Raw genomic sequence first — 26,117 nt, 5'->3', positions numbered from 1 at the left:
CCTAAACATTGAACCGGGAGTGAAGATTCATGAAAAAGCTGATTCCTTCGGCGTTGACACTGGCCAATCTGCTGGCCGGATTCCTCGCTATATTATGCATTTACAAACAACACCTGCCCGCAGCCATGCTGCTGATCGGGCTTGGAATGATCTGCGATTTCTTCGACGGCTTCTGCGCGAGAAAGCTGGATGCCGCATCAGAGCTGGGCAAGGAGCTGGACTCCCTGGCTGATCTGGTGACATTCGGTATAGCGCCAGCCGCTCTTATCTATGCTGCTTCGCTTAATGAAATCCGCGTAGCCGGTGCCATGGGCTGCCTTATTTTTGTCTGCTGCAGTGCGCTGCGGCTGGCACGCTTCAATACCGGACAGAGTCATGTGCCCGGCTTCATCGGAATGCCGACCCCAATGGCAGCTATGGCCGTATTACTGCTCACTGTAATTCCGTCGGCGTCTGCCGCTGTCATCGGAATGCCGGTAGTCGGAGCGCTGATGATCAGCCGGCTGGCTTTTCCCAGCCTCAAAAAAATGAAGCCTGAGCCGGCCGAGGACTGCTGATGGATAACGTGATGCTGTTCCTGACAGAATATGGCTATACAGCGATTTACGGACTGCTGGCACTGGGAATTATCGGATTACCCGTTCCCGATGAGCTGCTTATGACTGGTGTCGGTTATTTAACAGCCATCGGAACCTTGAAGCTGCCTTATGCCCTGCTGTTCAGCTTCATGGGCGCTCTGAGCGGAATGATGATCAGCTACCTGATCGGACGTAAGGCAGGGCGGCCGCTGCTTGACCGCTATGGAAAATGGGTGGGCCTGAAGCCGCAGCGGATTGCCAAGGTAGAAGGCTGGATGAACCGCTATGGCCGGCTGTCCCTGATATTCGGCTATTTCATTCCGGGCTTTAGACATGTCACCTGCTACATGTGCGGAATCAGCCGGATGCCGCTACGGAAATACAGTTTATTTGCAGCAATCGGCGCCCTGGTATGGTGTCTGTTTTTTATCATTACAGGTAAAATATTGGGACATGCAAGTCTTTGAACCCGGAAGAAGGGAGGGCGGTTCTTTGTCGAAGAAAGTCCTGATTGTTGAAGATGAAGTACGGATCCGTGAGCTCATCACGGATTATTTTGCCGCGAAGCAATGGCTTGTTGTCCAGGCTGCTGACGGCAGTGAAGGGATGCATGCTTTTGAAACTGAGATCCCGGATCTTGTGATTCTGGATCTGATGATGCCGGAGATGGACGGATGGGAGCTATGCCGCAGAATCCGGCAGACCTCGGGCGTGCCCATCATTATCCTGACCGCAGTGTCCGGTGCTGAACGGCAGATTGAAGGGTATGAGCTGGGAGCCGATGATTACGTGACCAAGCCCTTCAGCCCCAAGGTACTGGTATCCAAGGCGGAAGTGCTGATGCGCAGAGTAGACGGCAACCTGGTATCGGCAACACATACGCCTATCAGCTCCGGCGTTCAGCTGAACAACCGCAGCCATGGACTGGAGCGTGAAGGCGAAACCTTTGATTTGACCCCCAAGGAATACGGCATACTGCAGCTGCTGCTGCGCAACCGGGGGATCATCATGTCGCGCGATGCCATTCTGGCCTATATCTGGGGAGCGGAATATGAAGGAGATGTGCGCGTTGTCGATACACATATCAAAAAGCTGAGAGGCAAAATGGGCCCAGCAGCAGACAGCATACGGACTGTATTCGGCATAGGCTACACCTATGAGGACAAGCCATGAAAAGAGGCGGAATAACCGCTAAGCTCTTTATTGCTACAGCTGCCACCTTTATTCTATTTTATGTTGTTGTGCTGCTGGCCCAACTGCTGGTCTTCCCGCAATTCTACGAGCACCGCAAAATGGCAAAGCTTGAGCGTGATGCAGCCTATCTAGCTTCTGTCTACCGGAAGAACCCGGAGGAGCTCCGCGCAACAGACTCACCTGTCATGTTACGGATGCGCCGGGAGGATGTGAACTTTGTATTGACCGATTTTGAGGGAAGCAAGGTGGCCAACGACCCGTTCCGCATGCACATTATCCGTGCTGACGGTACAGCGCTCGATGTTTCTCTGATCTATATCTATTTGACATACCGGTCCGAATTTGAACAGCTTAGGCTTGCGCCAGGAGAAGAGGTTACGCTGTACGGTGAAAAAGGCGAGGCAGGGGACAGCGAGGTTTTTTACCCCTACTATATTGCCAAAGCCGGCGGTGAGGAAACACCCGCACAGTCTGCCGGAGATAAAGGGGAGCAAAATGAATACGATGCGATAAAAGGGACGATTGAAACCGTCAGCGTACCCGGGGTGAACAAGCCGGCGCGGCGCTTGGGGCTTCTGTTTCTGGCACTGGATGAATTCTTCCCCTTATCCGACACTTATACCCGGCAGCTGAAAAGAATGGAGCCGGTCGAGCTGGAATGGATTGATACCTTCGGAGGGAACCGGAGCGGTATTCTGATTCAGCCCGTGCCCGGTGATGACGGTGAAATTAATTTGCTGCTGCTGGTAACCTCCCTGCAGGAAATTAAAGAGACCAACAGCGCGTTACGCCTGTTTTTCGCTTATCTGGGAGCCGGCGGGCTCGTGCTGATTGTGCTTCTCTCCATGCTGTATTCCCGTCTGGTCACGCGTCCGCTTCTGATCCTGAATAAGCGGGCGGAGCAGATGAACAGTCTCGATTTCTCAGGAGAGGAGCCTCGTCAGCGTAAGGATGAGCTGGGCAATCTCGCCAATACGCTGTACGAGCTGTCAAGCAAGCTGGGATTGACCTTGGATGAGCTGAGCACGGCCAACATCCGGCTAACCCAAGAGATTGAGCAGAATAAGGAACTGGAGCAGCTGCAGAAGGACTTTTTCGCCAATGCTTCCCATGAGCTAAAGACGCCTCTAAGCATTGTACGCGGGTTCGCGGAAGGCATGCAGGACGGCATCAGCGCGGGCAGACAGGAGCATTACATCAGTGTGATTGTGGAGGAGAGCGAGAAGATGGAGCGGCTTGTTCAGGATATGCTGGAGCTGCTCCGCTTGGATTCGCCGGCAGTTAAGCTGTATAAATCCACAGTATTGCTCAGTGAGCTGACGGATGAAGTGCTTCAGAAGCTTGTCTATCAGATGCGGGAAAAAGAACTCACTGCCCAAGTCGTCATACACGAAGAGAGGGCAGTCCAGGTGGATGCCGGCAAAATGGAGCAGGTAATGGTGAACCTCCTGACCAACGCGATTCGTCATGCGGAAGCAGGCAGTACGATTGAAATCGGTATATCGGGTGCGGAGGGCAGCTGCTGCTATTACATTCACAATAAGGGGGATAGTATCCCGGATCCCTATTTGAAACGGATCTGGGAACGGTTTTTCCGTGCAGAAGCCGCAAGGGACCGCAAGAGCGGAGGAACCGGACTGGGCCTTGCTGTTGTAAAACGAATTCTGGAGCTGCACGAGTGCGGCTATACTGTAGAGAATAAAGACGGCGGCGTGACATTCACTTTAACTTTCAGGTTATAAACCTTGCTAACAACCCTTCTTCTAAAGAAGGGCTTGTTTGCGTTCAAATTAGGGAATTAAAGGTTTTCTCACGATAATCTAGAATATGTAAATTAAGTTGATAATTGCATATCGGCGGATATGAGAAAATGTTGGGAGGTTATGAGTAAAACTATGCGCCATGCAACAAAATGGTTAAAGAGAATCGGCATCCCCCTTGTATTAGCAGGTGCTGTCCTGACCGGCCTGCTGCAGATTAAAGCTCCGGCACCTGCAGATTTGAATGCATCTCCCGATTCGTTCTCGGCGGAACGTGCGATGGAGAAGCTTCAAGTAATTGCAAAGGAACCGCACCCGATTCAGACGCCTGAGCATGATAAGGTTCGCGATTATCTGCTGTCCGAGCTGAAAGGTCTCGGCTTACAGCCGGAAATCCAAAAGCCCTTTGTCTCGAACGTATGGAACGGGGAACGAATTCTCGGATACATCGAAAATATCGTCACGAGAATTCCAGGCACCGATAACAGTAAAGCCGTTATGATTGCAGCCCACTATGATTCTGTAGCCACAGGTCCGGGAGCGGCAGACGATGGTGCCGCAATTGCTGCTATGCTGGAGACAGTGCGTGCATTACAGGTATCCGGTCCGCTGAAAAACGATCTGATCGTGCTGATGACAGATGCCGAGGAACCGGGTATGCTTGGAGCCGAAGCGTTCATGAATGAACATCCATGGGTGAATGACGTTGGACTCGTGTTTAATTTTGAAGCGCGCGGAAACAAAGGCGCATCGTTTATGTTTGAGACAAGCGGGCAGAATGGCTGGATGGTTAAAGAGTTCTTAAAATCAGCTCCACAGCCGCTGGCTTACTCTCTGCTCTATGATGTGTATAAACATATGCCTAACGATACCGACCTGACAAAGTTCCGTGAGGGCGGACTGGCCGGATTAAATTTTGCCTTTGGATCGGGTCTCGACACCTATCACCAGCCAACCGATACTCCGGACAATTTGGATCAGGCCAGCCTGCAGCACCATGGGGAATATATGCTTAGCCTGACCCGGCACTTTGGTAACCTTGATCTGACTCAAGTGGAACAAGAAGACCGTGTCTATTTTAACGTAATCGGCTGGAATGTGGTTAGTTATCCGGAATCTTGGGCTACAGGGTTCACTTTATCAGCTGTATTGTTATTTGTTATAACCCTATTGCACGGGATGCGCAGAAGCCGTATCCGTATGACGGGAACGACAGGCGGATTCCTGATTACACTGCTGTGTCTGGGAATTACATATGGTGTTATTACGCTTTTATGGAATGTAGTTAAGTCTAATTTGCCCCGAGATGAATACATCTCTTTACTGCTGGATTCTCAATTAAGTTTAACCTATCTGTTAGGATTATTGGTCTTGACGTTGTTTATTTCGTTTATCCTAATACGTGTGTTATCACGCTATATCCGTACTGAAAATCTTTGGATGGGTGCATTGTTCCTTTGGCTGTTACTCTGCATTGCCAGCACTGTGTATCTGACAGGCGCCAGTTATATATTCACGTGGCCTCTTATCTTTAGCCTGACCGGTATGAATTTGTCCTTCTTAAGCCGTGAGGGTGAATGGACATGGCTTTCGGCAATATTTGCGTCGGCCGGTTTTTTACTGTTATCACCGATGATCCGGCTTGTGAATGATATGATGACGCTAGATTTAGCAGCATTACTAATGACAGCTTCAGCTTTAGGGCTCACTCTCATATATCCCGTGTTTAGTAGAAGGGTTATTAGCCTTAAATCTTTTCTAAATTTGGAACTTTAACACTATTAATAACGTATTACCATTTAACAGATAAAGGAGGAATCATAATTATGGATGTTGCTGAAAAGAAATGTACTGCATGTGGCGGAAATTCCTTTGTACAAGCTACGGATTTTATCAATCTTCGCCCGCTGGATAAGAAACTGGCAATCGGCTCTGAAAAGGTCTATACGATTTGCTCGGACTGCGGAGAGGTTGCTTCCATAAAAGTGAAGAACCCGGAAAAGCTGTTAAAATAATTGAACAACAAAGATGATACCAATGATGAATCAACTCATTTTTAAATGGGTTGATTTTTTTATGCCCGATTTCCCGGTGACAATCTACTATATTTATTTTGGGGCAAGGAAGTCCAATCTATCATCGAAGTTTCCAATATGATAACGTATAAACCCGAAATGGAGTGATCACAAATGTCGACCATTATAAGCTATGGCTCTCAGGCAAAAATCCCGTTAGACCCGCTTAACACAGCTGTATCGATTGCCGGAATTGTTGGAGCCGGGGCGGGGCTGGCTGCTGTACAAGTTAATCTAAGTCCCGCTAACCCTGCTTCTTTCTCCAGCAGAGTCGAATTGAATGGCAGCTTTAGTGTCACGGCCCTAGCTGACAGCGAATTTTACGTTATAATACGGCGTGCTGGAGTCGATATTTATCGGTCCTTTTTCCGCTTTACTACCCTAACGGATATTCAATTACATGTTCTGTGGGTAGACGGTCCTTATCTGGGAATCCATAACTATGAACTGGTTATTCAAAACGCCAGCACCCTGCCTATCAATCTGTTCGGACCGATAGCATTCACAGCAACTGCTATTGGAGGAGAAGGCGTTATTTAGTTAATACAAGCTGAAAGGTCCTGTCAGTAAATATACTGACAGGACCTTTCACGTTTAGAGGACCACGAGCTGCTGCTGATAAACAGATTACCACCGATATGTTGACAGAAGACTGATTGTAACTTATATTGTTACTTGTAACTACTATAGTTACATTAAAGAAATAGGAGATGCTAATAATGACAAATGAACAGCTTTCATTAATCTATGTATGGGATGCCTATTGCGGATGGTGTTATGGATTCTCAAAAAGCCTGCGCACTTTTCACGAGAATCACCTGGAGCTTCCCGTAAGGGTAGTATCCGGCGGTCTATTTACAGGTGAGCGAAGCCAGCCTCTGACCGCATATCCATATATGCCGGAGGCGAATAACCGGATTAGCCAGCTTACAGGAGCAGTGTTTGGTACCGCCTATGAGCAACTGTTAAAGGAAGGGAGTCTGGTTCTTGACTCAGAAGCGGCCGCTATCGGTTTCTCCGCATTACGTGCGCTTGCTCCTGAATGTGCGCTGGATCTGGCTTCGGCAATGCAGCGGGCATTCTACTTCAATGGCAAAAGCCTAAGTGATGCCGCAACTTATCTTGAGCTTGCAAGCATGTACGGTTTGGATGAGCAGCAGCTCATTGAAGGTCTTACTGCACCAGAGACTATTGCGGAGGCACATGAAGATTTTGAGATCGCCCTTAAGCTTGGAGCAAGAAGCTACCCTACATTGTTATTGCAAAAAGGGGATGAGATCTTCGAGCTGGGCGGAGGTGCCATGACAGCAGACAAGCTGGAAGCCCGATTCGCCGGGTTAATTGCACACCAGTAATTTCCACGCCGGAACCAAATTAGGCTGATGTTAAGGATAGCCGGTTTACCGGATAAATAAACTGCCGGCAGGACTACATATTAATTTATTAGCCCGTGCTTGACTACGGCGAAAAAGACGTTCATACCCGCGGGCCGCCGTGGAGGCTTGAACGTCTTTTACATGTAACCGCACTTTGTTGGTAAGGGATTACGTTACCTTCGCCCCGCGAAGAAACAGGGTTATCAGCTTCTGACCCAGAATCAGAGGAGATTCATATTTATTAAGAACATTCTCACGGTTTCCCATCAGCATCAAGGTCGAGAAGGTCTCGGCCAGGAACATTGGATCTTCTTCACGAAGGAACTGCTGATCCATGGCGAGCCTGAAGTGAACAGCCAACAATTCATGAATATGCTGCTCAGCTTCCCGAATCGCTAATATCTGCTCTGTTTCAAGAAAAGGCTCGGCTTCTCTCATCATCGTCTCAATCTCAGCATGCGGATTCGCTAATATGACTTCAGCCAAACGCACCAAGCCATGCTCCAGATGATCGGCTTCATCCAGCATTTGAGAAGTAACTGCCAGAATATTTTGAAGCATTGTTGTCATAGCAACCTTGAATAGTTCGGGTTTGCTTGCGAAATGATAATAAATAGTCTGTTTGGATACGCCGCAGCGTCGTCCGATCTGCTGAAGCGACACCGATTCATAGCCATATTCCTTAAATAAAGCAGAAGCTGTAGAAATGATAGCCTGGTGAATGGAAATGTTCATGTCAGCCTGCTTGGGCCTGCCCGGCATACGTTTTGCTGATTTCTCTGGCATTGCACACTCTCCTTCATGTTTATATTATGACATTCCCCGGGTATAAGCAAAATCCTCTTGTAATTTTACTCACCGGTAAATATAATTTAATTTGTAGTTAAAATCGTATGAAGTAAAGGTGGTTAACCCTTGAAAACGGCTAAGCGCATGAGCAGATGGAAGAAAATACTGATATGGATAAGCGTGGTCGCCGTTGTCCTTGCAGCCGGCGGGTTTATCTTTCTGGCGTCCGTTACCTACAGCCCTTCAGGGCAGGCTGAAGCCGCAATGCAAAGCGACGCTAAGGTTGTTGTCACTGAGATTAAGCAGGGTTACCGGTTTGAGCCGCAGGGAGGAGAGGCCGTTGAGCCGAATATCATTTTTTATCCTGGAGGACTGGTAGAACCGGAAAGCTACTCTCCCCTCGCCAGAACAATGGCCGAACAAGGACACAGAGTATACATCGCCAAGATGCCGCTGAATTTAGCCATATTCGGTCTAAACAAAGCAGACTCATTTATTGCTGAGCATCCTGATGAAGCTTTTGTGATTGGCGGACACTCGCTGGGGGGCGCTTTTGCATCCCGTTACGCAGCAGATAACTCCGGTAAGCTCGAAGGAATCTTTTACCTGGCGGCTTATGCCGATGACGGCGGAAGCTTAAGCACAACCGGCTTATCCGCTTTGCAAATTACAGGAACATCCGATGGTGTACTTAACAAGGAAGAATGGGAGAAGACCAAAACCAATCTTCCCGCAGACACGACATTCGTTAGTATAGAAGGCGGCAATCACGGACAATTCGGATCATACGGTATGCAAAAAGGTGACAATGTACCAGAAATCACAGGAGATGAGCAGCTTAAGGATGTTGTTCAGGCATTGGATAACTGGTTCAGTACGTTAAACAAGTAATTCCCCTATGGAATGTTGGACAGCAAGCTCAGACAACGGTACTATTTATATTGTACATTACGTCTGATCTCATGCCGGTACATACAGGATTTCGTTAGGGAGGTAAGCATCACATGTCTGAAGTGCATAATCATGAGCATAAATACCGTAAAGATATTATTAATCGGCTGGCTAAGGTAGAGGGACATATCCGTTCTGTCAAAGAAATGACGATCAGCGGACGCCAGTGTCCCGACATTCTGCTGCAGATTGCCGCTGTGCAAAAAGCACTGGATGGAGCAGCTAAGCTGCTGTTGAAGGATCATTTGGAGAATTGTGTGGTAGATGCCGTTCATCATGGCAATGAAGCCCAAGTGATTGCTGAACTGAATGCTGCAATCAACAACTACATCCGTTAATTTCGTCCGAGCCGGCTCACTAGGCGTTAGTTAGGCTCTAAAGTCCAGCAGGTATAATCTGCTGGACTTTTTTTTGGATTAAGGCAGGGCCGATTTGATCATTTGCTGAAATCTAAACTACAATGAGCTTAGAATATGAAGGAATACAGGCTGAAGGGGATGGCATTAACCTATGATTAGATCTTTATATACAAGGGTGGTATTAATCTTCTTGGCCACAGTAATCGGCGGCACCTTTATTTCCTTTTTACTGGCAGCCTGGGTATTGAAAGATAAGCTGAATGAGAACCTGCAGATACCTATGATTTACTTTGGCCGTGATGTTGCCCGGATATATGAAACACTCCCTTTAGACAAAGCAAATGCTTATGTGAAGGGGATGAGCCTTCTGGAAATGTACAACGTCAGGTTTTTTGATGAAACCGGCCAGTACCAGTCCTTCGGAGGGCCTGAGGGATATAAACCGGCTGCAATTACAGAGGCATTATGGAGCAGGGTTCTGAAGGGGAATACGGTTCAGGCAAACCGCGGGGTGGTCAGCACCACACTTGTCGGACTGCCCTTTACAAGTGAAGGGGAAATCAGGGCCATGTTCATAGAGACCATAACACCAACCTCTAACACAGTGGCCGTAGAATTTTTGCTGATTTTCTCAATCTTCACATTGGTAACAGGCAGTCTGGTTATTCTGGTTGCTACCAAGTTTCTCGTGAATCCGATCAAAAAGCTGACGGATGCAACCGTGCATATCGCCAGCGGGAATTTTAATATCAGGCTAAACATTAAGCAGAAGGGGGAGCTGGGCACGCTGGCTCAGAGCTTTGAAAAGATGACATATGATCTGAAGCAGGTCGAACAGATGCGCAGGGATTTTGTATCCAACGTATCCCACGAGGTTCAGTCCCCGCTTACTTCAATTACCGGATATGCCAAAGCGCTGAAACAGATGAACCTCCCGGTCAGCGAGCGGGAACGCTATCTCGATATTATTATCTCTGAAGCGGAACGGATGTCCAAAATGAGCGATAGCCTAATGAAGCTAAGCCTGCTTGAATCACAGTCACAGCAGCTGCAGCCCCGCACCTTCAGCCTCGATGAGCAGATCAGGCGGGTCATTGTGGCGCTTCAGCCGCAATGGTCAGCACGCAGCATCAGCTTTGAGCTTCAGTTAAAGACCTTTCGGATTGAGGCAGATCATGATCTTTTAAATCAGGTCTGGACGAACATTCTCGGCAACAGCATCAAATTCTCTGATGAAGGGGATACCATCACCGTCAGCATCAGACAGGACGGCAGAAATGTTATCGTCCGTATAACCGACACGGGAATCGGTATATCTCCGGAGGACCAGCAGCGCATTTTCGAAAGGTTCTTTAAGGCGGACCGTTCCCATAGCCGCCAGTACGGCGGCAGCGGTATGGGATTAGCTATTGTGAAGCAGATTATTATGCTGCATTCCGGTGATATCCGGGCAGATAGTGAGTCCGGCCGCGGGACAAGCATCATCGTTACGCTGCCCATCCGGCCGCCGGCAGGGCAGGATCATTCAGCCTAAGCATAGTCATCCCTTTCCGAATAGAAGGAGATACATCTTTGAGGTGTATCTCTTCTTTTTTATACCTGTTCATACTCCGTTCATATTGCCGTCACGATGGGGACATATTGTCTAGGTACACTTTATCTATGCCGTTATTATTATGGCTCTACAGATATCAGGACAGGAGAAGATGAACGTGACAGAAAAGACAGACATTAAGAACGGGACCGGAATCCGCAAAAAACGGAGATTATGGTTAAAGATATTGGGAGGCATTGCCGGTGCGCTTGTGTTGTTCATGGGCATTGTATTTTTTGTTCATGTGATCAGTAAGGGAATCGAAAAAAAGAAGATTGAGCCTTACGGCCAGACCGTATCTGTGGACGGCAAGCAAATGAACGTGTACATCCAAGGCAGCGGCGCACAGACCATTGTCCTTCTTCCCGGTCAGGGGACCCCGTCACCAGTGCTTGACTTTAAATTATTGATCGACGAATTGTCTCCAGATTACCGGGTTGTAGCGATAGAGCCCTTCGGATACGGACTTAGCGACACAACGGATAAAGCGCGGACAACGGAGAATATCATCAGCGAAATTCATGAAGCGGTACAGCAGTTGGGTATCGACCGCTACATTCTTATGGGACATTCCATTACCGGACTGTACGCTGTGTCATATGTGAACAGCTACCCTGACGAGGTTCTTGCTTTTGTCGGTATCGACAGCAGTGTTCCGAATCAGCCCGGCATGGATGTCAAATTACCTCTGAAAACGATGCAGTTCATGCAGCAGTCAGGGCTGACGAGATTGCTGCAAAAGGTGAGCGGAGATTCCTATGCGTCGCTTGACTACGATGAGCATACCAAAGAACAGCTGCGTCTCATTACGAATCAAGTCGGGAGCAATACAACATTAATGAACGAGCTAAAGCATCTCGGTTCCAATTTCAAAAACGGAGAGAAGCTGACCTATCCAAACGATCTGCCGCTCCTTCTCTTTGTCCAGTCGAACAACGAACAGAACGACCAGTGGATTCCGCTGCATGAGGCACAAGTCAAACAATCAGCACAGGGCCTTATGATCCCGATGGAAGGCTCCCATTACCTGCATCATACGAAATATAAGGAAATCGCCGCTGACTTTAAAGCGTACATGAAGACAATCCAAACATCCAACTGATCAGGGGCGGCGCAGAGATTGTAGAGCTGCCTGTTGAAATATAATTACATTAGCTGAATAAGCACTTGGATAATATGGAAAACTTCAAACGTAAACCAAGCTGTATGATTTGATTGTCCAGGAGGGTAATTTATGACAACGCAGGATCCGAAGGAGCTTCTAAAAAAAAAACACGAGCTGGATGAGCAAAAAAAACAGTTCACAAATTTTGCACGCAGTGCCAGCGGGCATGGTGAGTCAGAAGCAGGCCAGGAATTTAGCAATGACCGGCTGCCTGATGATCAGAACCGTATGAAATCTGTTGAGAACAGACAAGATTGACTGTAGGCCTCTTCACCATAAAGCCGATCCCTTATTGGGGTCGGCTTTTAAAAATGCTTGTATAGAGGATATTTAATTCAATTAATATACGTATAGATTCTAACCGCCATAAGAACCTGGTCTTCAACCAGTTTTTCTAATGACGATTGTATCCACTTCCCCCATAACATGCTTTCTCAATCCCCCTATAAAATAACGGTATTTTTATGAAAATTAGAGAATTTTCCTCTTCATTCATCCATCCTCCCTTTAATCATCTATGTGAAAAAGTGTTTCATTTATATAAGCTTATACGGAAGCGAAAGCATGTTTAGCCAAAAAATAAAAAAAGGAGATTTTGCTTCTGCTGCTGTGCATCATCGGCTTTCTTCTGTTTAACACAATCACAGCGTTATCTTCAATATATGTACTAACACTTTACCAGCCAAATAGGGAATCTTGAGATGCCCTATTGGCCGGGGCGAGGCTTCGGGCTTGGTTTTACACTGCTTAAAGACCCGGCGGATGCCAATACACCTGAGTCGGTGGGTACGTGGCGGATGGGTGGCACCTATGGTCACTCTTGGTTTGTCGATCCGATAGAGGAACTTAGTGTAGTAGCGTTCACCAATACGGCGCTTGAAGGAATGTCAGGAAGATTTACAACAGAACTGTGCGATTCAATATACAGGGGGATTCGAGGAGTGTAATATACCTGAAGAGATCGGTCTTCAACGAAAAATATAATACGCTCTCATGCCTTGAAGTAAGCGTTTCACGTGAAGGGATTGTCAGAATTCATAACATAAAATATGTCGATCCACTTGGAAATGCTTTTTTATATTGTGTTATGTTTGGATAAAAAGTAATATAATTAAAACCTTTATTCCAGCTATTATTCGATAATTAGTATGTTTTAGTTATAAACAGGAGGTGTTTCGGTCATCTGGGAATGAGATATTGTAACCGGTAGTTTATTGGGTCACGGATAAAGCCGAAGGAGGGGAAGGCACTGTCCAAAGGGAATCCGAATCTGTTTATTGAGCCGGAATGCGAGCACAACAGCCAGCACACCAAGAGCTGTACGAAGTCCGTTCCGGGCGAGTTGACCAAAAGCTGTGCGTTTCAGGGCTCTCAAGCTGTGCTTTTGCCAATAACGGATGCGGCCCATCTCGTTCACGGGACACCGGGCTGTCTGCAGAACAGCTGGGGAATGCTTGAAGCCGGGGCGACTGGAGGACCGCTGTCGAGCCATGGCTTCTCGATGGGGCTCACGGAGATGGACATCATCCACGGAGGCCAGAAGAAGCTGCTGGAAGCGATTCGTTACATCGCTATCACCTATCAGCCTCCATGCATTTTTGTGTATGAGACCTGTATTACGTTCCTGACCTCAGAGGATCTGGAAGCGGTGTGCGTTCAGGCGGAGGACGAATACAAAGTACCGGTTATTCCAATTCATAATGCTGGATTTATCGGCAGCGGGAATATGGGTAACCGCCAGGCGGGGGAAGCGCTATTCAATAAGGTCATCGGAACCGCTGGAATAAGGGGCGAACAACAGACCCCGTATGATGTCAATCTGATCGGGGATTTCCGTTTTTCCCGTGAAGGCCGTAAGATCGAAGCCATGCTCTCCAGCGTGGGAATCAGAGTCATCTCGCAGATTGCCGGCGATTGTTCGTTAGAGGAGCTGCGCTCGGCCCATCTTGCCAAGCTGAATATTCTCATCTGTACTCGGTCAATGGTGACGCTAGCCCGCAGGATGCGGGATTCGTTCGGCATTCCTTATTTTGAAGGATCATTCTGCGGAACAAGAGAAATCCGTTTCTCGCTAAGCCAGCTGTCTTATCATTTTCAGAATGCGGAGCTGGACCAACGGATTCACCGTTATATGCGGAGGGAAGAGGAGCTGCTGCACAAAGAGATTCTCCGCCGTTATAAGCCGCTGAAAGGCAAACGAATTGTATTATTTACCGACGGCATCGAGAGCTGGATCTACATTCCCCTGCTGGTTGAGCTTGGCCTGCGGATCGTTGCGATCGGCACGAACCAGAACGGCCAGGAGGATCTATCGCGGATCAAGGAGCGGATTCGGGAGGATACGGTGCTAATCCACCGCAGCAGCGAAGCGCAAATACTGGAAGCGTACCGTGTACGCAAGGCGGAGCTGATGATCGTAAGCGGACGCAACGCATTCGTCCCGCTTAAGGAGAAGCTGCCATTCATCAACATCGATGAGGCGCTCCATGGCGGGTATGCCGGATATGAAGGTGCACGCAGGCTGGCACAGGACTTGCTGGATACACTTGAGCAGCCGGTCTGGTCAATGATTCGCCGCAGCTCGCCGTGGGAGGTAGAGAGTTATGGCTCGAGTGAATAATGAGATACCGCCGGCCAAGCCGTGGCCGATTAACCCGCTGCGGGTCAGTCAGGCAGTGGGCGGGGTACTGGCGCTGCAGGGCATTTACCGCTCGGTCCCGGTGCTTCACGGTGCGGAGGGATGCACCGAATCCGTGAAGCAGTCCTTGGCCCGTCATTTCCGAGAGCCTATCTCTGTGCAGAACATTGCGATTCATGAGCAAAATCTGATCTTCGGCGGGTCTCAGAGCATCCACGACATGCTGCAGCATGTAACAAGCGAATATCAGCCTGATGTCATCGCCCTGATCGGCACCTCACTTACCGAAGTCGTCGGTGAGGATCTGCTCGGAGCAGTGGAAGCCTATTATAAGCTGCACAAGGAGCGGTTTCATGACAGGCTGCTGCTGGGACTCTATTTGCCCGATTATGAAGGCTCCCTGGAGTCGGGGTACGCGCAGACGGTATACTGTGTGCTGCAAAAGCTGCTGCGCAGCAGCGGACGGCGCTCCCGCAGCCGCAAGCGCACCTCACGCATCAATCTGCTGCCCGGTTCGCATCTCACGCCGGGGGATGTGATGGAGCTGAAGGAGATGATCGCTTCCTTCGGCATCGAGGTTATCGTGCTGCCCGACTTATCTTCTTCGCTGACCGGGCATCTGATGACCGGCTACACCCCGCTGACGCGGGGCGGTGTGCCGCTCGATTATCTGCGTGAGCTCCCTTCCTCGGCGTACACGATTGTAATCGGACGTTCCATGGAGCCGTGCGCCAGGCTGCTGGAGGAAGAGCTCGGCATCCCGTACCGGCTGTTCCACGGAGTGACCGGATTATGCGAATCGGATGAGCTGATACTGCTACTCCGCCGGCTCAGCGGCAACGAAGGGCCGAACAAATACCGCTGGCAGCGGCAATTTTTACTCGATTGCATGCTGGATACCCGTTCCGCCTTCCGGGGCCGGCATGTTGTCGCTGCGCTTGAAGGCGATCACCTTGTATCTGTCTTTCAGACCTTCAAAGAGATGGGAATCAGGCGCTTTAGCGGTGTTGTGCCGGTACAGTCACCAGCCTTGGAGCTGTTGCCACCCGGCATCAGCGTCGGTGACCTGGATGATCTGGAACGGCTGGCCATGGATGAGGGCGATTTGTGGATCAGCAACTCCTACGGGGCAGAGCGGGCGGAGCAACAGCATACTCCGTATCTGCCTGCCGGCTTCCCGGTATTCAACCGCTTCGGCTCGCCTGCAACGACCAGCGTGGGCTACAGGGGCACAGCGGAGCTGTTATGCCTGTATGCCAATACTTTAATCAGCAAGGAGAGGATGTACCTATGAAGCTGGCGTTTGCCTCTAATCAAGGAGCGACGCTCGACTGCCATTTCGGACAGTGCAGCTCGTTCACGATCTCCGAGCTCGATGAAGCGGGGTACCGCTTGACAGAGCTGCGAGAAGTACCGGAAGCGGCAGCGAGATCGCGCCGCTGCTCGATCAACTACACGAGATGTTGACCACGTCCCGTCCGCGCTGGCTGGTGAACGCCTTCGCCCGTGCGCAGTCGAGGGCAGCCGGAGAGTGACCTTGCCCTAAATACGCACAGACAAGGGGTGCCTTGAGCAGTGTTATACTGCCAATGCATCCCTTTCTATTGTCGTTCTTCAGTTCATGTCCGGCTGATCCGTTCATTGCACCCTTGTGATCTGTGGTAATCCGGTCATGCCAGCCTGCTTTACAATGGTCTGCTTCGCGTCTTACGTAAGCGGCGCAGCCGCAAGCTTGATGCAGCCGGTCGGGCAGCTGTCGATAGCATCCTGCAGATCTGCGAGCAGCTCCCTCGCGATCGCCGTAATGCCGCGGTTGCTGTCTCCCTCGTAAATCACCTCAGCTACTCCATCGTTATCGAGATCAAAAATTTCAGGCGCAGCAGAGCTGCAGGAACCGCAGGCGATACAGCTATCCTTTGTCACACTTGCATATTGCTTCATGTCTATCACTCCTTGTCTACCATTTGTAGGCCAGCTTCATCCCGCGATTTCGAACGGTGTGTGCTCAGCGGATGTACAGGAATCCACAGCTTCTGACGCCATTGTACTTGCTGCAAATCCCCGAAAACAAGCCTATTTCATAACCTTTAACAATAGGTTCAAGAATGATGACACATTTATTAACATCAATGATACAAACCCGGTTTTCCCCTTGCAATGATACCGTTATCATTAATACTAAGCCGTATTATTATTGCTTTTTCCCATGAACCTGACTTCCATTTGTTAATATTAAACGCTTTCAAGTTTAATTATACGAACGTTTCCAAGCAAGTTCCTCCCCATAGTACGGAAGTAGCGTTGACACTCCGTCCCTGTCTGCTATGATCGAGTCAACTCGGAAGGCAAGTTACAGCATCGCACAAACCAATTGAGAAGATCAGAAGGAGTGTTGAGGGATGACAAGAAAAATCGCAATTTACGGAAAGGGCGGCATCGGCAAATCAACAACCCAGCAGAACACGGCGGCGGCAATGGCATATTACCACAAGCAAAAGGTGTTCATTCACGGCTGTGATCCGAAGGCGGATTCGACCCGCATGATTCTCGGGGGCATGAACCAAAAGACGCTGATGGATATGCTGCGCGACGACGGAGCCGAGAATATCACAACCGAGAAGGTCGTCAAATCTGGATATCTTAATATCCAGTGCGTGGAGTCGGGCGGACCTGAGCCTGGGGTCGGGTGTGCTGGACGCGGTGTTATCACGGCAATTGACTTGATGGAGAGCAACGGGGCTTACACGGATGATCTTGATTTCGTCTTCTTCGATGTACTGGGCGACGTGGTGTGCGGCGGGTTCGCCATGCCGATCCGTGACGGCAAAGCCCAGGAGGTGTACATCGTAGCCTCCGGCGAGATGATGGCAATCTATGCCGCGAACAATATCTGTAAAGGCCTTGTGAAATACGCCAAACAGAGCGGCGTCCGGCTTGGCGGCATCATCTGCAACAGCCGCAACGTCGACAAGGAACGTGAGTTCCTGGAGGAGTTCACTGCTTCCATCGGCACGCAGATGATCCACTTCATGCCCCGTGACAATATCGTCCAAAAGGCCGAGTTCAACAAGAAGACGGTCGTCGAGTTCGATCCCAATTGTAATCAGGCCGGGGAATATGGTGAGCTGGGCCGCAAAATTATTGAGAATCAGAACTTTGTTATCCCTAAGCCGCTGAGCATGGATGAGCTGGAGTCCATGGTCTCGAAGTATGGTATCGTCGATTAATCTAATTCGGGTAAGGAGGAGCCATTATGCCCTTTCATGAATTTAATTGCAGTACCTGTATCCCTGAGCGGAGGGAGCACGCGGTTGTTAAAGGGCCGGGCGAGGATCTGACCTCGGCGCTGCCTCTCGGCTATCTGAATACCATCCCCGGTTCCATCTCGGAACGCGGCTGCGCGTATTGCGGTGCGAAGCATGTTATCGGCACGCCGATGAAGGATGTTATTCATCTGAGCCACGGTCCGGTAGGCTGCACCTATGATACTTGGCAGACAAAGCGGTATATTAGCGACAACGATAATTTCCAGCTCAAGAACACATTTGCCAGCGATGTGAAGGAGAAGCATATCGTGTTCGGGGCGGAAGGGCTGCTCAAGAAAAATATCATCGAGGCCTTCCAGGCTTTTCCGGAAATTAAGCGGATGACGATCTACTCGACCTGTGCCACCGCGCTGATTGGGGATGACATCGGGGCAATAGCGCAGGAGGTCATGGAAGAGATGCCGGATGTGGACATCTTCGTCTGTAACTCGCCCGGCTTTGCCGGCCCGAGCCAATCCGGCGGCCATCACAAGATCAACATCGCCTGGGTCAACAACAAGGTAGGTACGGTCGAGCCTAAGATCACAAGCGACTACGTGATCAATTACGTCGGCGAATATAACATCCAGGGCGACCAGGAGGTTATGATCGACTATTTTAAACGAATGGGCATTCAGGTGCTCTCGACCTTCACTGGCAACGGATCATATGACGATCTCCGGGCAATGCACCGTGCACACCTCAATGTGCTGGAATGCGCCCGATCGGCGGAGTATATCTGCAATGAGCTGCGGGTGCGCTACGGCATTCCCCGGCTGGACATCGACGGCTTCGGCTTCGAGCCATTATCCGCTTCACTGCGCAAGATCGGGCTGTTCTTCGGCATCGAGGATCGTGCCCAAGCAATTATTGACGCAGAGACGGCGCGCTGGAAGCCTGAGCTGGACTGGTACAAGGAACGGCTGAAGGGCAAGAAGGTATGCCTGTGGCCGGGCGGCTCCAAGCTGTGGCATTGGGCGAACGTCATCCATGAGGAGATGGGCGTCGAGGTCGTATCGCTGTACACGAAGTTCGGCCATCAGGGCGATATGGAAAAGGGAATTGCCCGCTGTGAGCAGGGAGCGCTGGCCATCGATGATCCGAACGAGTTGGAAGGCTTGGAGGCGATGGAGAAGCTAAAGCCTGATGTTATTTTTACAGGGAAACGTCCGGGAGAGGTTGCGAAAAAAATCCGTGTACCGTATCTCAATGCGCATGCGTATCACAACGGGCCGTATAAGGGTTATGAGGGCTGGGTCCGCTTCGCGCGCGATATCTATAATGCGATCTATTCGCCGATTCACCAGTTATCCGCACTGGATATCAGTAAGGACGAAATTCCGGCCGACAAAGGATTTATAACAAGACGTATGTTGTCCGATATTCATCTAACACCGGAAATTAGAGATTCATCAGAGATGCGTCAGTACACCGGCGGTTACGATTCGGTCAGTCCGCTGCGCGAGCGGGATTACCCGTATATGAACGAATCTAAAGCCTTGGTATAAGCATGGGAGGGGGACATAACCAGATGGAAGAGGATGTGCTGAAGGAGCGGGTGGCTCAGCTGGAGGATTTTATTCTGAAAAAATGCCTCTGGCAGTTCCACTCCCGCGCCTGGGACCGGGAACGCCAGAATGAGGGTGTTCTGACGAAGACGACACAGATTCTGTGCGGTGATCCGGTTGCAAAAGAGACGGCCGAGGACCGCTGCTACTGGGTTGATGCCGTTGTGCTGGCAGAGGAATACCGCAGCCGGTTCACCTGGACCGCATCGTTAACGGTGCCCGAGATCAGGGTGCTGATGGCGGCGCTGAAGGACCGGATCGATTATGTGACCATTACTGGCTCTCTCAACAAGGAGCTGACCGTGAAGCAGTATTAATCCGGTGCTGAAACCGGAAGGAAGAGTGGGGGGTCATGAATTATGACTTGTGAAGTCATTCAAAAAGGGCGCAGCGGGGTCATTAATCCGATATTCACCTGCCAGCCGGCGGGGGCTCAATATGCCAGCATCGGAATTAAGGATTGCATCGGCATCGTGCATGGAGGCCAGGGCTGTGTGATGTTCGTCCGGCTGCTGTTTTCCCAGCATTTCAAGGAAAATTTCCTGATCGCTTCTTCTTCGGTACATGAGGACGGAGCTGTATTCGGAGCACTGAACCGGGTAGAGGAGGCAGTCGATGTCCTGCTGATGCGTTACCCGGATGTGAAGGTTGTTCCGATCATTACCACTTGCTCAACCGAGGTCATCGGAGATGATGTGGACGGGGTCATCCTGAAGCTGAACCGTGGCCTCCTGCAGGAAAAATATGCCGACCGCGAGGTACATCTCATCGCCGTGCATGCGCCAAGCTTCGTCGGCAGCCAGGTTAGCGGCTATGATGTGGCAGTCGAAGCGTTCGTCAGCCATTTCGCCAAGAAATCAGAGCCCAGCGGCAAGCTGAATCTGATTACCGGCTGGGTTAATCCGGGGGACGTGACGGTACTGAAGCAGCTGCTGGCCGAGATGCAGGTTGACGCGACCGTGCTGTTCGAGATCGAGTCGTTCGATTCCCCGATTATGCCGGATAAAAGCGGAGAGTCACACGGCAGCACCACCATCGAGGACCTTACCGGCACGGCGAACGCCATCGGCACGCTGGCGCTGAACCGGTATGAGGGCGGCCGGGCGGCGCGCTATCTGGAGAATGAATTCGGGATTCCGTCGATAATCGGACCGACGCCGATCGGCATCCGCAACACCGATACGTTCCTGCACAATGTCAAAGCGCTGACCGGCAAGCCGATTCCGCAGTCACTCGTGCGCGAGCGGGGCAAGGCAATAGATGCGCTGGCCGACCTGGTGCATATGTTCCTCGCCGAGAAGCGGGTAGCGATCTATGGGCATCCGGATCTCGTCATCGGCCTCGCCGAATTCTGTATCGACCTGGAGATGAAGCCGGTGCTGCTGCTGCTCGGTGATGACAATACGACGTATAAGAACGACCCCCGCATTAAAGCGCTGCAGAGCGGCGTTGATTTCGAGATGGAGATTGTGCTGAACGCCGACCTGATGGAGCTGGAGGACCGGATCAAAAACAAGGAGCTGAACCTTGACCTGATCCTGGGCCACTCCAAAGGCCGATTCGTCGCTATCGACAATAACGTACCCATGGTGCGCGTCGGCTTCCCTACCTATGACCGCGCGGGCCTGCACCGTCATCCGGTGGTCGGCTATGCCGGAGCAATCTGGCTGGCGGAGGAGATGGCGAACACGCTATTCACCGATATGGAATACAAGAAGAATAAAGAATGGATTCTGAACGTGTGGTGAGAAATCCCCGCAAAAGTTCCCTGCAATGTAAAGCGTATGCTTCGGAATGAACTCCGGGTAATCTGCGGGGCGGGGGCTGCGAACGTAAGCGTTATTTAAGGAGGTGCTGAAGAAATGTCCATGCTGGCCGGGATTGACATGGAGTCCTTTGAGGAGAATTATCGCGATGCGCAAGGATACCACCGGCGGACGGAGCAGCTGAAGCGCGAGGGCTTCCGTCACAGTCTGATTTTCAATGTTGGCTCGGTTGCGCTGGAGCGCTATCTGGTGGCGGTATGTCACCTGTACGGCAAGGAGCCGCTGAATCATAATTTCATCTGTCTGATGAACGCAGCGGAGCAGGCGGTGGCATTTCCGCCCGAGCTGAATAAGGATATACGCGCGCTGGATTTTATCTTCGGTATTTGCTCGCTGGACGATTACTTCCACGGCGTGCCGGAGCCGGAGGATGCCGACCGGGTGCTGGCTATGTGCAGGCAGGTGCATGCTTTATTTGATCCCGGACATATTGCTGCGATGCGGGCCGTTATGCGCACCGCATAAACAAAGAGGAGGCGGGAGAAGGTGAGGATTCATTATCTGCAGCATATTGCGCTTGAACATCCGGGCTGCATTCTTGGCTGGGCAGCACAGCGAGGGCATACGGTGACCCGGACGCTGCTGTATCAGAATGAAGTTCTGCCCGGTGCGGAGCAGTTCGACTGGCTGATCATCATGGGCGGTCCGATGAATATTTATGAGGAGAAGATTTACCCTTGGCTGCAGCCTGAGAAAGCGCTAATACGTGTAGCCATTGCCTCCGGCAAGGTCGTCATCGGCCTCTGCCTGGGCAGTCAGCTTATTGCCGATGTGCTGGGCGGGCGGGTTACACGGAACTCAGAACCGGAGATCGGCTGGATACCGGTCAGATGGTGCGCTGCGGCACAGAAGCATGAGCTGTTCTCCTTTTTCCCCGAGACCTCCATCGTCTTTCAGTGGCATTATGACACCTTCAGCCTTCTTCCGCCACAGGCGATCGTATTGGCTGGCAGCGAAGCCTGTGCGAACCAGCTGTTCATGTACAGGGACCGGGTCTTTGGCTTCCAGTTCCATCTGGAGAATACAGAGGAGATGTTGTACGGATATATTGAAGAGGGCGGAGCTGAAATGAAGCCGGCACGTTATGTGCAGACTCCAGAGCAGGTGATTGCCGGCGCCGGAGACGGATATTTGGAGCTTAACAATTTGTGGATGGCGGAGTTTCTAAGCCGTCTGGAAGCGAGGGAGGTGGCGGCAGGATGGAGCAGGTAAGCTACCGGCAGCGCGATTGCCAGGATCAGGAGCAGATCGATGCTTTTTTGGATACGGCGAGGGTCGGTATTATAGGGATTGGCGGTGATATTTATCCGTATGCTGTTCCGGTCAACTATGTATGGCATGAAGGGGCTATTTATTTCCACGGCATGGGCTCAGGCAAAAAAGTCCGGCTGCTAGAAGCACATCCGGCAGTTAGCTTTACCGTCTTCCGCGAGGACCGCACAGTGACTGACCCCGTGCCATGTAAGGCGGATACTGCCTACTTCAGTGTTATGCTGTTTGGCGAGGTAGTAAGAGTCAACGATCTGCGGCAGGCAACAGGTGCACTGCAAAAGCTGCTGGACAAATATACGCCCGGTGTATATCCGCAAGGCATGTCCGAACGCATGGTGGAGCGCTACCGCTCGGCGAAGGACGGCAACACTGTAGCCGTCTATCGCATTCATCCGGTTCATCTGACAGCAAAAGTGAACAAGGGAGATTAGGCGGATCGAATCACTATGAGAAAATGGTTTTGGCTGGAGAGGGCATAATCCGGATACATTCCATCAGAAGACAATCCTTAGAACCTGCAGCAATGCGGGTTCTTTTAGTGTTCTCAAATAATAAACTGTCATTGATTTTGTATTAATTAATATATTTTAATTATAATTAGAATATCAAGTAAATATTTATCGTTATATTTAGATAATATTAATGCTTTTTGAATCAGAATGACTTGTGATAGACTATTAAAAGGAACCCAACAAGTTTTTTTTGCAAAGGAGAAATAGATGTCTAACAAGATAGACTACAACTTGGAATTAAAGCAGATCCGGGAGGCTCTTGGGTACGAGTTTCTTTCGTTAGCCATAGCATACGAGGGCGTAATTCGCTGGAGATATGTTTCTGGTAATAGGAATGAGGGTTATAAACGAATTATTCTACATTCGGGGCGAGGCATTGCAGAAGTATTTCAGACTGGGAGATCAATACTTATACCTTCGTTTGATGAATATCTGCAGCCAGGCGAGCTTTTCAATTATCCAATTTCAAGGATGGAAAGTTTAAAGAGTATTGGAGCGGTGCCAGTGTGGAACGACTTTCGTGTTGCAGGAGTCCTGCTTGGCGGATTTCGCGGGAAGGAACGTGTTACCCAGGAGATGATTTATGCTCTGGAGCAGGTTGCCAATAAGGGAATCGGAGAGTTCAACGGAAAAAATTTTGCTTGAAGCGCGCTCAACGTACGCATTGTAAAGATATAATTACGCTTTTGCAGAAAACATCCTTTAGATTTATACATACATTTCCAATAATTATATAGAACGACTTTTAAAAGCCCCTGTTCTTAATGAACAGAGGCTTTATCTATTTTATGCTAATAATAGCTGAAGCGCTTCTTTTACACCTGCCGGTTTGCGGCCAAGCAACATCTCTAGATCAGACGGATTGATATCTAATCCGCCTTCGCGAATGCCTTGCTGAATCATAGTTAACATACCAATCATTTCTGCTGGCAAGTTAGCTTGCTCTAACATCTTACTATAAGTGGCATCATCTGCGTTCATGACTGCAATTTCTTTACCCGTCACATCATTTAAGGCTGCAACAAATTCAGCTTGTGTTAAGTTCTCTCCGCCTAGTTCATATATTTTGTTGTCGTGACCGCCAGTAGCCAGAACGTTTGCAGTTGCTTCAGCCAGATCAGCACGTAGCACCCAGCCCACTTTACCTTCACCAGCGGAAGTTACCCAAGGTGCACCGTTTAAACATTGTTGTATCGTGGCTAATTCGTTTTCTACATACCAGTTATTACGTACGAATACGTATGGAATGCCTGATTCCTTTATGATATTTTCACGTACCAGGTGGGGACCTGCTAAAATAAATGGGCTTACGTCAGCACGCGGGGCAGAAGAATACACCAATTGTTGTACACCTGCTTGTTTTGCAGCTTCAACAGCATTTGTTTGCTGGCGTACGTATAATTCGAGATCACCAAAGGTTGAGACGATAAATACTTTATCGATACCCGTAAATGCTTCTACCAGAGAAGCCTGATCTTCAAAATCTGCTTTACGCACTTCGATTCCTTGAGCAGTTAAACGTAACGCCTTTTCAGAGGCGGGGTTTGTTGTTCCTGCGATAATATCCGCAGCCGGTATTTTTTCCGCTAAAAATTCAATGATTTGTCCGCCTAAATGTCCAGTAGCGCCTGTTACAAAAATTTTCATGTCATGTGCCTCCAATAAGAGCTAGATTTATATTTGCTTAACGCTATAATAAAGCATTATAAACATTAATATAAGTACGCACATTTTCATGACATAGTCACATAAATGAGACCTTGGAGGAAGACCTATGGCTAGACATCTGTATGATCAAATAGACGTCTCAACAGACACAATCGAAAAAATCTGTCCGCTCACCTTAGCTCAAGATGTAATTGCAGGACGTTGGAAAATCATCATTTTATCGCATTTGCATGAGCATGGAGTCATTCGGTTTAACGAATTGCTGCGGATGATACCAGGCGTATCAAAAGGGATTCTAACGCGTCAACTGCGTGAACTTGAAGAGGATGGGCTTCTACACCGGGAAGTATATAAGGTTGTTCCCCCGAAAGTGGAGTATTCATTAACCGGGCAAGGCAAACAATTTCAGCCTGTACTAGAAGCCATGCATGTATGGGGAAAAATGATCTTACAAAACAAACTCTATATAGATTGAACTTAAGAATTTAAGTTAAGGGAAAAGTGGCGGAGGGGAATTTTGGAACTGGAGGAGCGGTAGCGACCGCCTTTGTCTGCGGATTTCAACCGTTAAAAACGGTATAAATCAAGAAATCTGCAGACAACAGCGGCTGGAAGTCCAAACATTCTCTGGAGTCACATGCAATCCCAAAACAGCAATATTATTAGTTCAATCTATATAGTATAAACATGTGAAAAGTCACAGTGCCAGTTAGGAGTCGCTATTGTAGCGGCTTTTTTTGTTCTATCCCGCATTTCCTTCCAGCATATCCGAATAAAATTACATTATTTATGTATTTTAAGACCGTCAAAGAGGATTGACACCGCACGGGAAGGGTATAGCTTGCTGTCTCCAGATGCCTGAAGAATACCGATAAAGATGATTTTAATATCTTCTATCTCAACGTCACTTCTCACATAACCCGCCTGTTGTGCACGGACAAGTAATTTTTTAATACCGCTCCAGTACTCCGATGCAAGCTCTGACCGTCCTATGTCTACCTGAAGATTTCCAATAAGGGCATCCGTAATTGCTTTATTAGAGATGCCTTCACGAATAATTTTATCAAGGTAGGAAAAGAATGCTTCACCGGGTTCTTCATGATTGATTAACTGATTTGCCTCTTCAATAAGGCGGGATTTGTGGCTAATCATAACTGCCTCAAACAACTTTTGTTTATTTGGAAAATGACGATATACTGTTCCGACACCAACACCTGCATGCTTTGCAATTTCATCCATAGAAACGGAGATACCCTGGGTTGTGAAGATTTTTTGAGCAATTTCGAGTAAAGTATCCCGGTTTCGCCGGGCATCTTTACGGATCCCCTTTTTTGAAGCCTCATTACCTTCATTTAAATCAGACATATAAATGAACACCTCACTTTATCCAATAGTATAGCATGTCAGGTCGGTTTGACAAACGGAGGGGTGGTTCCGTATAATCTTAAACGGAACCACCCCTCCGTTTATTCCAAAGGAATATGAAT

Annotated in this window: 29 protein-coding genes and 1 pseudogene; 26 read left to right on the top strand and 4 right to left on the bottom strand. The window is 49.3% G+C overall.

The window, feature by feature from the left end; translation table 11 throughout:
- Positions 1-29: 29 nt before the first annotated feature.
- The 8 genes from pssA to BN3772_RS09095 all read left to right on the top strand — a co-directional run bounded on the left by pssA (position 30) and on the right by BN3772_RS09095 (position 6,962).
- The gene (gene pssA, locus BN3772_RS09130; RefSeq protein WP_042198950.1) at positions 30-557 is read left to right on the top strand and encodes a CDP-diacylglycerol--serine O-phosphatidyltransferase; all 528 of its coding nucleotides are present in this window, start codon (positions 30-32) and stop codon (positions 555-557) included.
- The gene (locus BN3772_RS09125) at positions 557-1,045 is read left to right on the top strand and encodes a DedA family protein (RefSeq protein ID WP_042198949.1); all 489 of its coding nucleotides are present in this window, start codon (positions 557-559) and stop codon (positions 1,043-1,045) included. The genes pssA and BN3772_RS09125 overlap by 1 nt, the downstream gene beginning before the upstream one ends.
- A 25-nt stretch (positions 1,046-1,070) precedes the next feature.
- Complete coding sequence (locus tag BN3772_RS09120; RefSeq protein ID WP_042198947.1) at positions 1,071-1,751, top strand: response regulator transcription factor; 681 nt, start codon at positions 1,071-1,073, stop codon at positions 1,749-1,751.
- Complete coding sequence (locus BN3772_RS09115) at positions 1,748-3,514, top strand: sensor histidine kinase (protein ID WP_042198945.1); 1,767 nt, start codon at positions 1,748-1,750, stop codon at positions 3,512-3,514. The genes BN3772_RS09120 and BN3772_RS09115 overlap by 4 nt, the downstream gene beginning before the upstream one ends.
- Before the next feature lie 141 nt (positions 3,515-3,655).
- Positions 3,656-5,308 carry a M20/M25/M40 family metallo-hydrolase gene (locus BN3772_RS09110; RefSeq protein WP_042198943.1) on the top strand — a complete coding sequence of 551 codons (1,653 nt, stop codon included), beginning with the start codon at positions 3,656-3,658 and terminating at the stop codon, positions 5,306-5,308.
- A 50-nt stretch (positions 5,309-5,358) separates the two neighbouring features.
- On the top strand, positions 5,359-5,547 hold the full coding sequence (locus BN3772_RS09105; protein ID WP_042177025.1) for a hypothetical protein: 189 nt from the start codon (positions 5,359-5,361) through the stop codon (positions 5,545-5,547).
- Positions 5,548-5,721: 174 nt separating this feature from the next.
- A complete protein-coding gene (locus BN3772_RS09100; RefSeq protein ID WP_042198941.1) occupies positions 5,722-6,147 on the top strand; it encodes a hypothetical protein in 426 nt (141 codons plus the stop codon).
- 179 nt (positions 6,148-6,326) lie between these two features.
- Entirely contained in the window at positions 6,327-6,962 is a 636-nt protein-coding gene (locus BN3772_RS09095) for a DsbA family protein (RefSeq protein ID WP_042198939.1), read from the top strand.
- Positions 6,963-7,151: 189 nt separating this feature from the next.
- Here BN3772_RS09095 and BN3772_RS09090 read toward each other — a convergent pair whose 3' ends face one another.
- A complete protein-coding gene (locus BN3772_RS09090; RefSeq protein WP_042198938.1) occupies positions 7,152-7,769 on the bottom strand; it encodes a TetR/AcrR family transcriptional regulator in 618 nt (205 codons plus the stop codon).
- 129 nt (positions 7,770-7,898) lie between these two features.
- Here BN3772_RS09090 and BN3772_RS09085 point away from each other — a divergent pair, with 129 nt between their 5' ends.
- The 9 genes and pseudogenes from BN3772_RS09085 (at position 7,899) to BN3772_RS30575 (ending at position 15,946) form a co-directional block, all read left to right on the top strand.
- Positions 7,899-8,663, top strand: a complete 765-nt coding sequence (locus BN3772_RS09085; protein ID WP_244444706.1) for an alpha/beta hydrolase — start codon at positions 7,899-7,901, stop codon at positions 8,661-8,663.
- A 113-nt stretch (positions 8,664-8,776) separates the two neighbouring features.
- Positions 8,777-9,061, top strand: coding sequence for a metal-sensing transcriptional repressor (locus BN3772_RS09080; RefSeq protein ID WP_197071337.1), 285 nt, complete (start codon positions 8,777-8,779; stop codon positions 9,059-9,061).
- Positions 9,062-9,233: 172 nt separating this feature from the next.
- Positions 9,234-10,616, top strand: coding sequence for a sensor histidine kinase (locus tag BN3772_RS09075; RefSeq protein ID WP_042198936.1), 1,383 nt, complete (start codon positions 9,234-9,236; stop codon positions 10,614-10,616).
- Positions 10,617-10,788: 172 nt separating this feature from the next.
- The gene (locus BN3772_RS09070; RefSeq protein WP_042198934.1) at positions 10,789-11,778 is read left to right on the top strand and encodes an alpha/beta fold hydrolase; all 990 of its coding nucleotides are present in this window, start codon (positions 10,789-10,791) and stop codon (positions 11,776-11,778) included.
- 132 nt (positions 11,779-11,910) lie between these two features.
- Entirely contained in the window at positions 11,911-12,099 is a 189-nt protein-coding gene (locus tag BN3772_RS09065) for a hypothetical protein (protein ID WP_042198932.1), read from the top strand.
- A gap of 419 nt (positions 12,100-12,518) precedes the next feature.
- A pseudogene (locus tag BN3772_RS09060) lies at positions 12,519-12,788 on the top strand (serine hydrolase); the annotation flags it as partial.
- 395 nt (positions 12,789-13,183) lie between these two features.
- Positions 13,184-14,461 (top strand): nitrogenase component 1, encoded by a 1,278-nt coding sequence (locus BN3772_RS09055; protein WP_280114380.1) that lies wholly within the window; start codon positions 13,184-13,186, stop codon positions 14,459-14,461.
- On the top strand, positions 14,445-15,773 hold the full coding sequence (nifN, locus tag BN3772_RS09050; RefSeq protein WP_042198928.1) for a nitrogenase iron-molybdenum cofactor biosynthesis protein NifN: 1,329 nt from the start codon (positions 14,445-14,447) through the stop codon (positions 15,771-15,773). The genes BN3772_RS09055 and nifN overlap by 17 nt, the downstream gene beginning before the upstream one ends.
- Positions 15,770-15,946, top strand: a complete 177-nt coding sequence (locus BN3772_RS30575) for a NifB/NifX family molybdenum-iron cluster-binding protein (RefSeq protein WP_167336661.1) — start codon at positions 15,770-15,772, stop codon at positions 15,944-15,946. The genes nifN and BN3772_RS30575 overlap by 4 nt, the downstream gene beginning before the upstream one ends.
- 240 nt (positions 15,947-16,186) lie before the next feature.
- Here the strand turns inward: BN3772_RS30575 and BN3772_RS09045 are convergent, their stop codons facing one another.
- Positions 16,187-16,420 (bottom strand): ferredoxin, encoded by a 234-nt coding sequence (locus tag BN3772_RS09045; protein WP_042198926.1) that lies wholly within the window; start codon positions 16,418-16,420, stop codon positions 16,187-16,189.
- A gap of 458 nt (positions 16,421-16,878) precedes the next feature.
- On the opposite strand from BN3772_RS09045, the gene nifH reads away from it, so the two are divergent.
- From nifH to BN3772_RS09005, 8 genes are all read left to right on the top strand, one after another.
- Positions 16,879-17,706 carry a nitrogenase iron protein gene (nifH, locus tag BN3772_RS09040; RefSeq protein ID WP_042198924.1) on the top strand — a complete coding sequence of 276 codons (828 nt, stop codon included), beginning with the start codon at positions 16,879-16,881 and terminating at the stop codon, positions 17,704-17,706.
- Positions 17,707-17,732: 26 nt separating this feature from the next.
- Positions 17,733-19,292 carry a nitrogenase iron-iron protein, alpha chain gene (gene anfD, locus BN3772_RS09035; RefSeq protein WP_042198922.1) on the top strand — a complete coding sequence of 520 codons (1,560 nt, stop codon included), beginning with the start codon at positions 17,733-17,735 and terminating at the stop codon, positions 19,290-19,292.
- A gap of 23 nt (positions 19,293-19,315) precedes the next feature.
- The gene (anfG, locus tag BN3772_RS09030) at positions 19,316-19,669 is read left to right on the top strand and encodes a Fe-only nitrogenase subunit delta (RefSeq protein ID WP_042198920.1); all 354 of its coding nucleotides are present in this window, start codon (positions 19,316-19,318) and stop codon (positions 19,667-19,669) included.
- Positions 19,670-19,711: 42 nt separating this feature from the next.
- Positions 19,712-21,100, top strand: coding sequence for a Fe-only nitrogenase subunit beta (gene anfK, locus BN3772_RS09025; RefSeq protein WP_042198918.1), 1,389 nt, complete (start codon positions 19,712-19,714; stop codon positions 21,098-21,100).
- Between the two features lie 114 nt (positions 21,101-21,214).
- On the top strand, positions 21,215-21,643 hold the full coding sequence (locus BN3772_RS09020) for a hypothetical protein (protein WP_244444705.1): 429 nt from the start codon (positions 21,215-21,217) through the stop codon (positions 21,641-21,643).
- Between the two features lie 21 nt (positions 21,644-21,664).
- A complete protein-coding gene (locus BN3772_RS09015; protein WP_042198916.1) occupies positions 21,665-22,390 on the top strand; it encodes a type 1 glutamine amidotransferase in 726 nt (241 codons plus the stop codon).
- Entirely contained in the window at positions 22,378-22,881 is a 504-nt protein-coding gene (locus BN3772_RS09010) for a pyridoxamine 5'-phosphate oxidase family protein (RefSeq protein WP_042198914.1), read from the top strand. The genes BN3772_RS09015 and BN3772_RS09010 overlap by 13 nt, the downstream gene beginning before the upstream one ends.
- Before the next feature lie 288 nt (positions 22,882-23,169).
- Positions 23,170-23,607, top strand: coding sequence for a GAF domain-containing protein (locus BN3772_RS09005; protein ID WP_042198912.1), 438 nt, complete (start codon positions 23,170-23,172; stop codon positions 23,605-23,607).
- A 141-nt stretch (positions 23,608-23,748) separates the two neighbouring features.
- Here BN3772_RS09005 and BN3772_RS09000 read toward each other — a convergent pair whose 3' ends face one another.
- Positions 23,749-24,609 carry an SDR family oxidoreductase gene (locus BN3772_RS09000; RefSeq protein ID WP_042198910.1) on the bottom strand — a complete coding sequence of 287 codons (861 nt, stop codon included), beginning with the start codon at positions 24,607-24,609 and terminating at the stop codon, positions 23,749-23,751.
- 127 nt (positions 24,610-24,736) lie between these two features.
- On the opposite strand from BN3772_RS09000, the gene BN3772_RS08995 reads away from it, so the two are divergent.
- Positions 24,737-25,105, top strand: a complete 369-nt coding sequence (locus BN3772_RS08995) for a winged helix-turn-helix transcriptional regulator (protein ID WP_042198908.1) — start codon at positions 24,737-24,739, stop codon at positions 25,103-25,105.
- A gap of 308 nt (positions 25,106-25,413) precedes the next feature.
- On the opposite strand, the gene BN3772_RS08990 is transcribed toward BN3772_RS08995, so the two are convergent.
- On the bottom strand, positions 25,414-25,995 hold the full coding sequence (locus BN3772_RS08990) for a TetR/AcrR family transcriptional regulator (RefSeq protein WP_042198906.1): 582 nt from the start codon (positions 25,993-25,995) through the stop codon (positions 25,414-25,416).
- Between the last annotated feature and the right edge of the window lie 122 nt (positions 25,996-26,117).

The organism is Paenibacillus camerounensis (assembly GCF_000723885.1).
Lineage (GTDB): Bacteria > Bacillota > Bacilli > Paenibacillales > Paenibacillaceae > Paenibacillus_AQ > Paenibacillus_AQ camerounensis.
The sequence above is the reverse complement of the archived record's forward strand: the minus strand, read 5'-3'. Positions and strand labels throughout refer to the sequence as shown.

Coding starts and splice junctions, on each gene's coding strand:
- anfG (WP_042198920.1), top strand. CDS start 19,316: ATGGAAGAGGATGTGCTGAAGGAGCGGGTGGCTCAGCTGGAGGATTTT.
- BN3772_RS09010 (WP_042198914.1), top strand. CDS start 22,378: ATGGAGCAGGTAAGCTACCGGCAGCGCGATTGCCAGGATCAGGAGCAG.
- anfK (WP_042198918.1), top strand. CDS start 19,712: ATGACTTGTGAAGTCATTCAAAAAGGGCGCAGCGGGGTCATTAATCCG.
- BN3772_RS09115 (WP_042198945.1), top strand. CDS start 1,748: ATGAAAAGAGGCGGAATAACCGCTAAGCTCTTTATTGCTACAGCTGCC.
- BN3772_RS09075 (WP_042198936.1), top strand. CDS start 9,234: ATGATTAGATCTTTATATACAAGGGTGGTATTAATCTTCTTGGCCACA.
- BN3772_RS09000 (WP_042198910.1), bottom strand. CDS start 24,609: ATGAAAATTTTTGTAACAGGCGCTACTGGACATTTAGGCGGACAAATC.
- BN3772_RS30575 (WP_167336661.1), top strand. CDS start 15,770: ATGAAGCTGGCGTTTGCCTCTAATCAAGGAGCGACGCTCGACTGCCAT.
- BN3772_RS09065 (WP_042198932.1), top strand. CDS start 11,911: ATGACAACGCAGGATCCGAAGGAGCTTCTAAAAAAAAAACACGAGCTG.
- BN3772_RS09070 (WP_042198934.1), top strand. CDS start 10,789: ATGAACGTGACAGAAAAGACAGACATTAAGAACGGGACCGGAATCCGC.
- BN3772_RS09110 (WP_042198943.1), top strand. CDS start 3,656: ATGAGTAAAACTATGCGCCATGCAACAAAATGGTTAAAGAGAATCGGC.
- BN3772_RS09100 (WP_042198941.1), top strand. CDS start 5,722: ATGTCGACCATTATAAGCTATGGCTCTCAGGCAAAAATCCCGTTAGAC.
- BN3772_RS09020 (WP_244444705.1), top strand. CDS start 21,215: ATGTCCATGCTGGCCGGGATTGACATGGAGTCCTTTGAGGAGAATTAT.
- BN3772_RS09090 (WP_042198938.1), bottom strand. CDS start 7,769: ATGCCAGAGAAATCAGCAAAACGTATGCCGGGCAGGCCCAAGCAGGCT.
- BN3772_RS09080 (WP_197071337.1), top strand. CDS start 8,777: ATGTCTGAAGTGCATAATCATGAGCATAAATACCGTAAAGATATTATT.
- nifN (WP_042198928.1), top strand. CDS start 14,445: ATGGCTCGAGTGAATAATGAGATACCGCCGGCCAAGCCGTGGCCGATT.
- BN3772_RS09095 (WP_042198939.1), top strand. CDS start 6,327: ATGACAAATGAACAGCTTTCATTAATCTATGTATGGGATGCCTATTGC.
- BN3772_RS09105 (WP_042177025.1), top strand. CDS start 5,359: ATGGATGTTGCTGAAAAGAAATGTACTGCATGTGGCGGAAATTCCTTT.
- BN3772_RS09125 (WP_042198949.1), top strand. CDS start 557: ATGGATAACGTGATGCTGTTCCTGACAGAATATGGCTATACAGCGATT.
- BN3772_RS08995 (WP_042198908.1), top strand. CDS start 24,737: ATGGCTAGACATCTGTATGATCAAATAGACGTCTCAACAGACACAATC.
- BN3772_RS09045 (WP_042198926.1), bottom strand. CDS start 16,420: ATGAAGCAATATGCAAGTGTGACAAAGGATAGCTGTATCGCCTGCGGT.
- BN3772_RS08990 (WP_042198906.1), bottom strand. CDS start 25,995: ATGTCTGATTTAAATGAAGGTAATGAGGCTTCAAAAAAGGGGATCCGT.
- nifH (WP_042198924.1), top strand. CDS start 16,879: ATGACAAGAAAAATCGCAATTTACGGAAAGGGCGGCATCGGCAAATCA.
- pssA (WP_042198950.1), top strand. CDS start 30: ATGAAAAAGCTGATTCCTTCGGCGTTGACACTGGCCAATCTGCTGGCC.
- anfD (WP_042198922.1), top strand. CDS start 17,733: ATGCCCTTTCATGAATTTAATTGCAGTACCTGTATCCCTGAGCGGAGG.
- BN3772_RS09005 (WP_042198912.1), top strand. CDS start 23,170: ATGTCTAACAAGATAGACTACAACTTGGAATTAAAGCAGATCCGGGAG.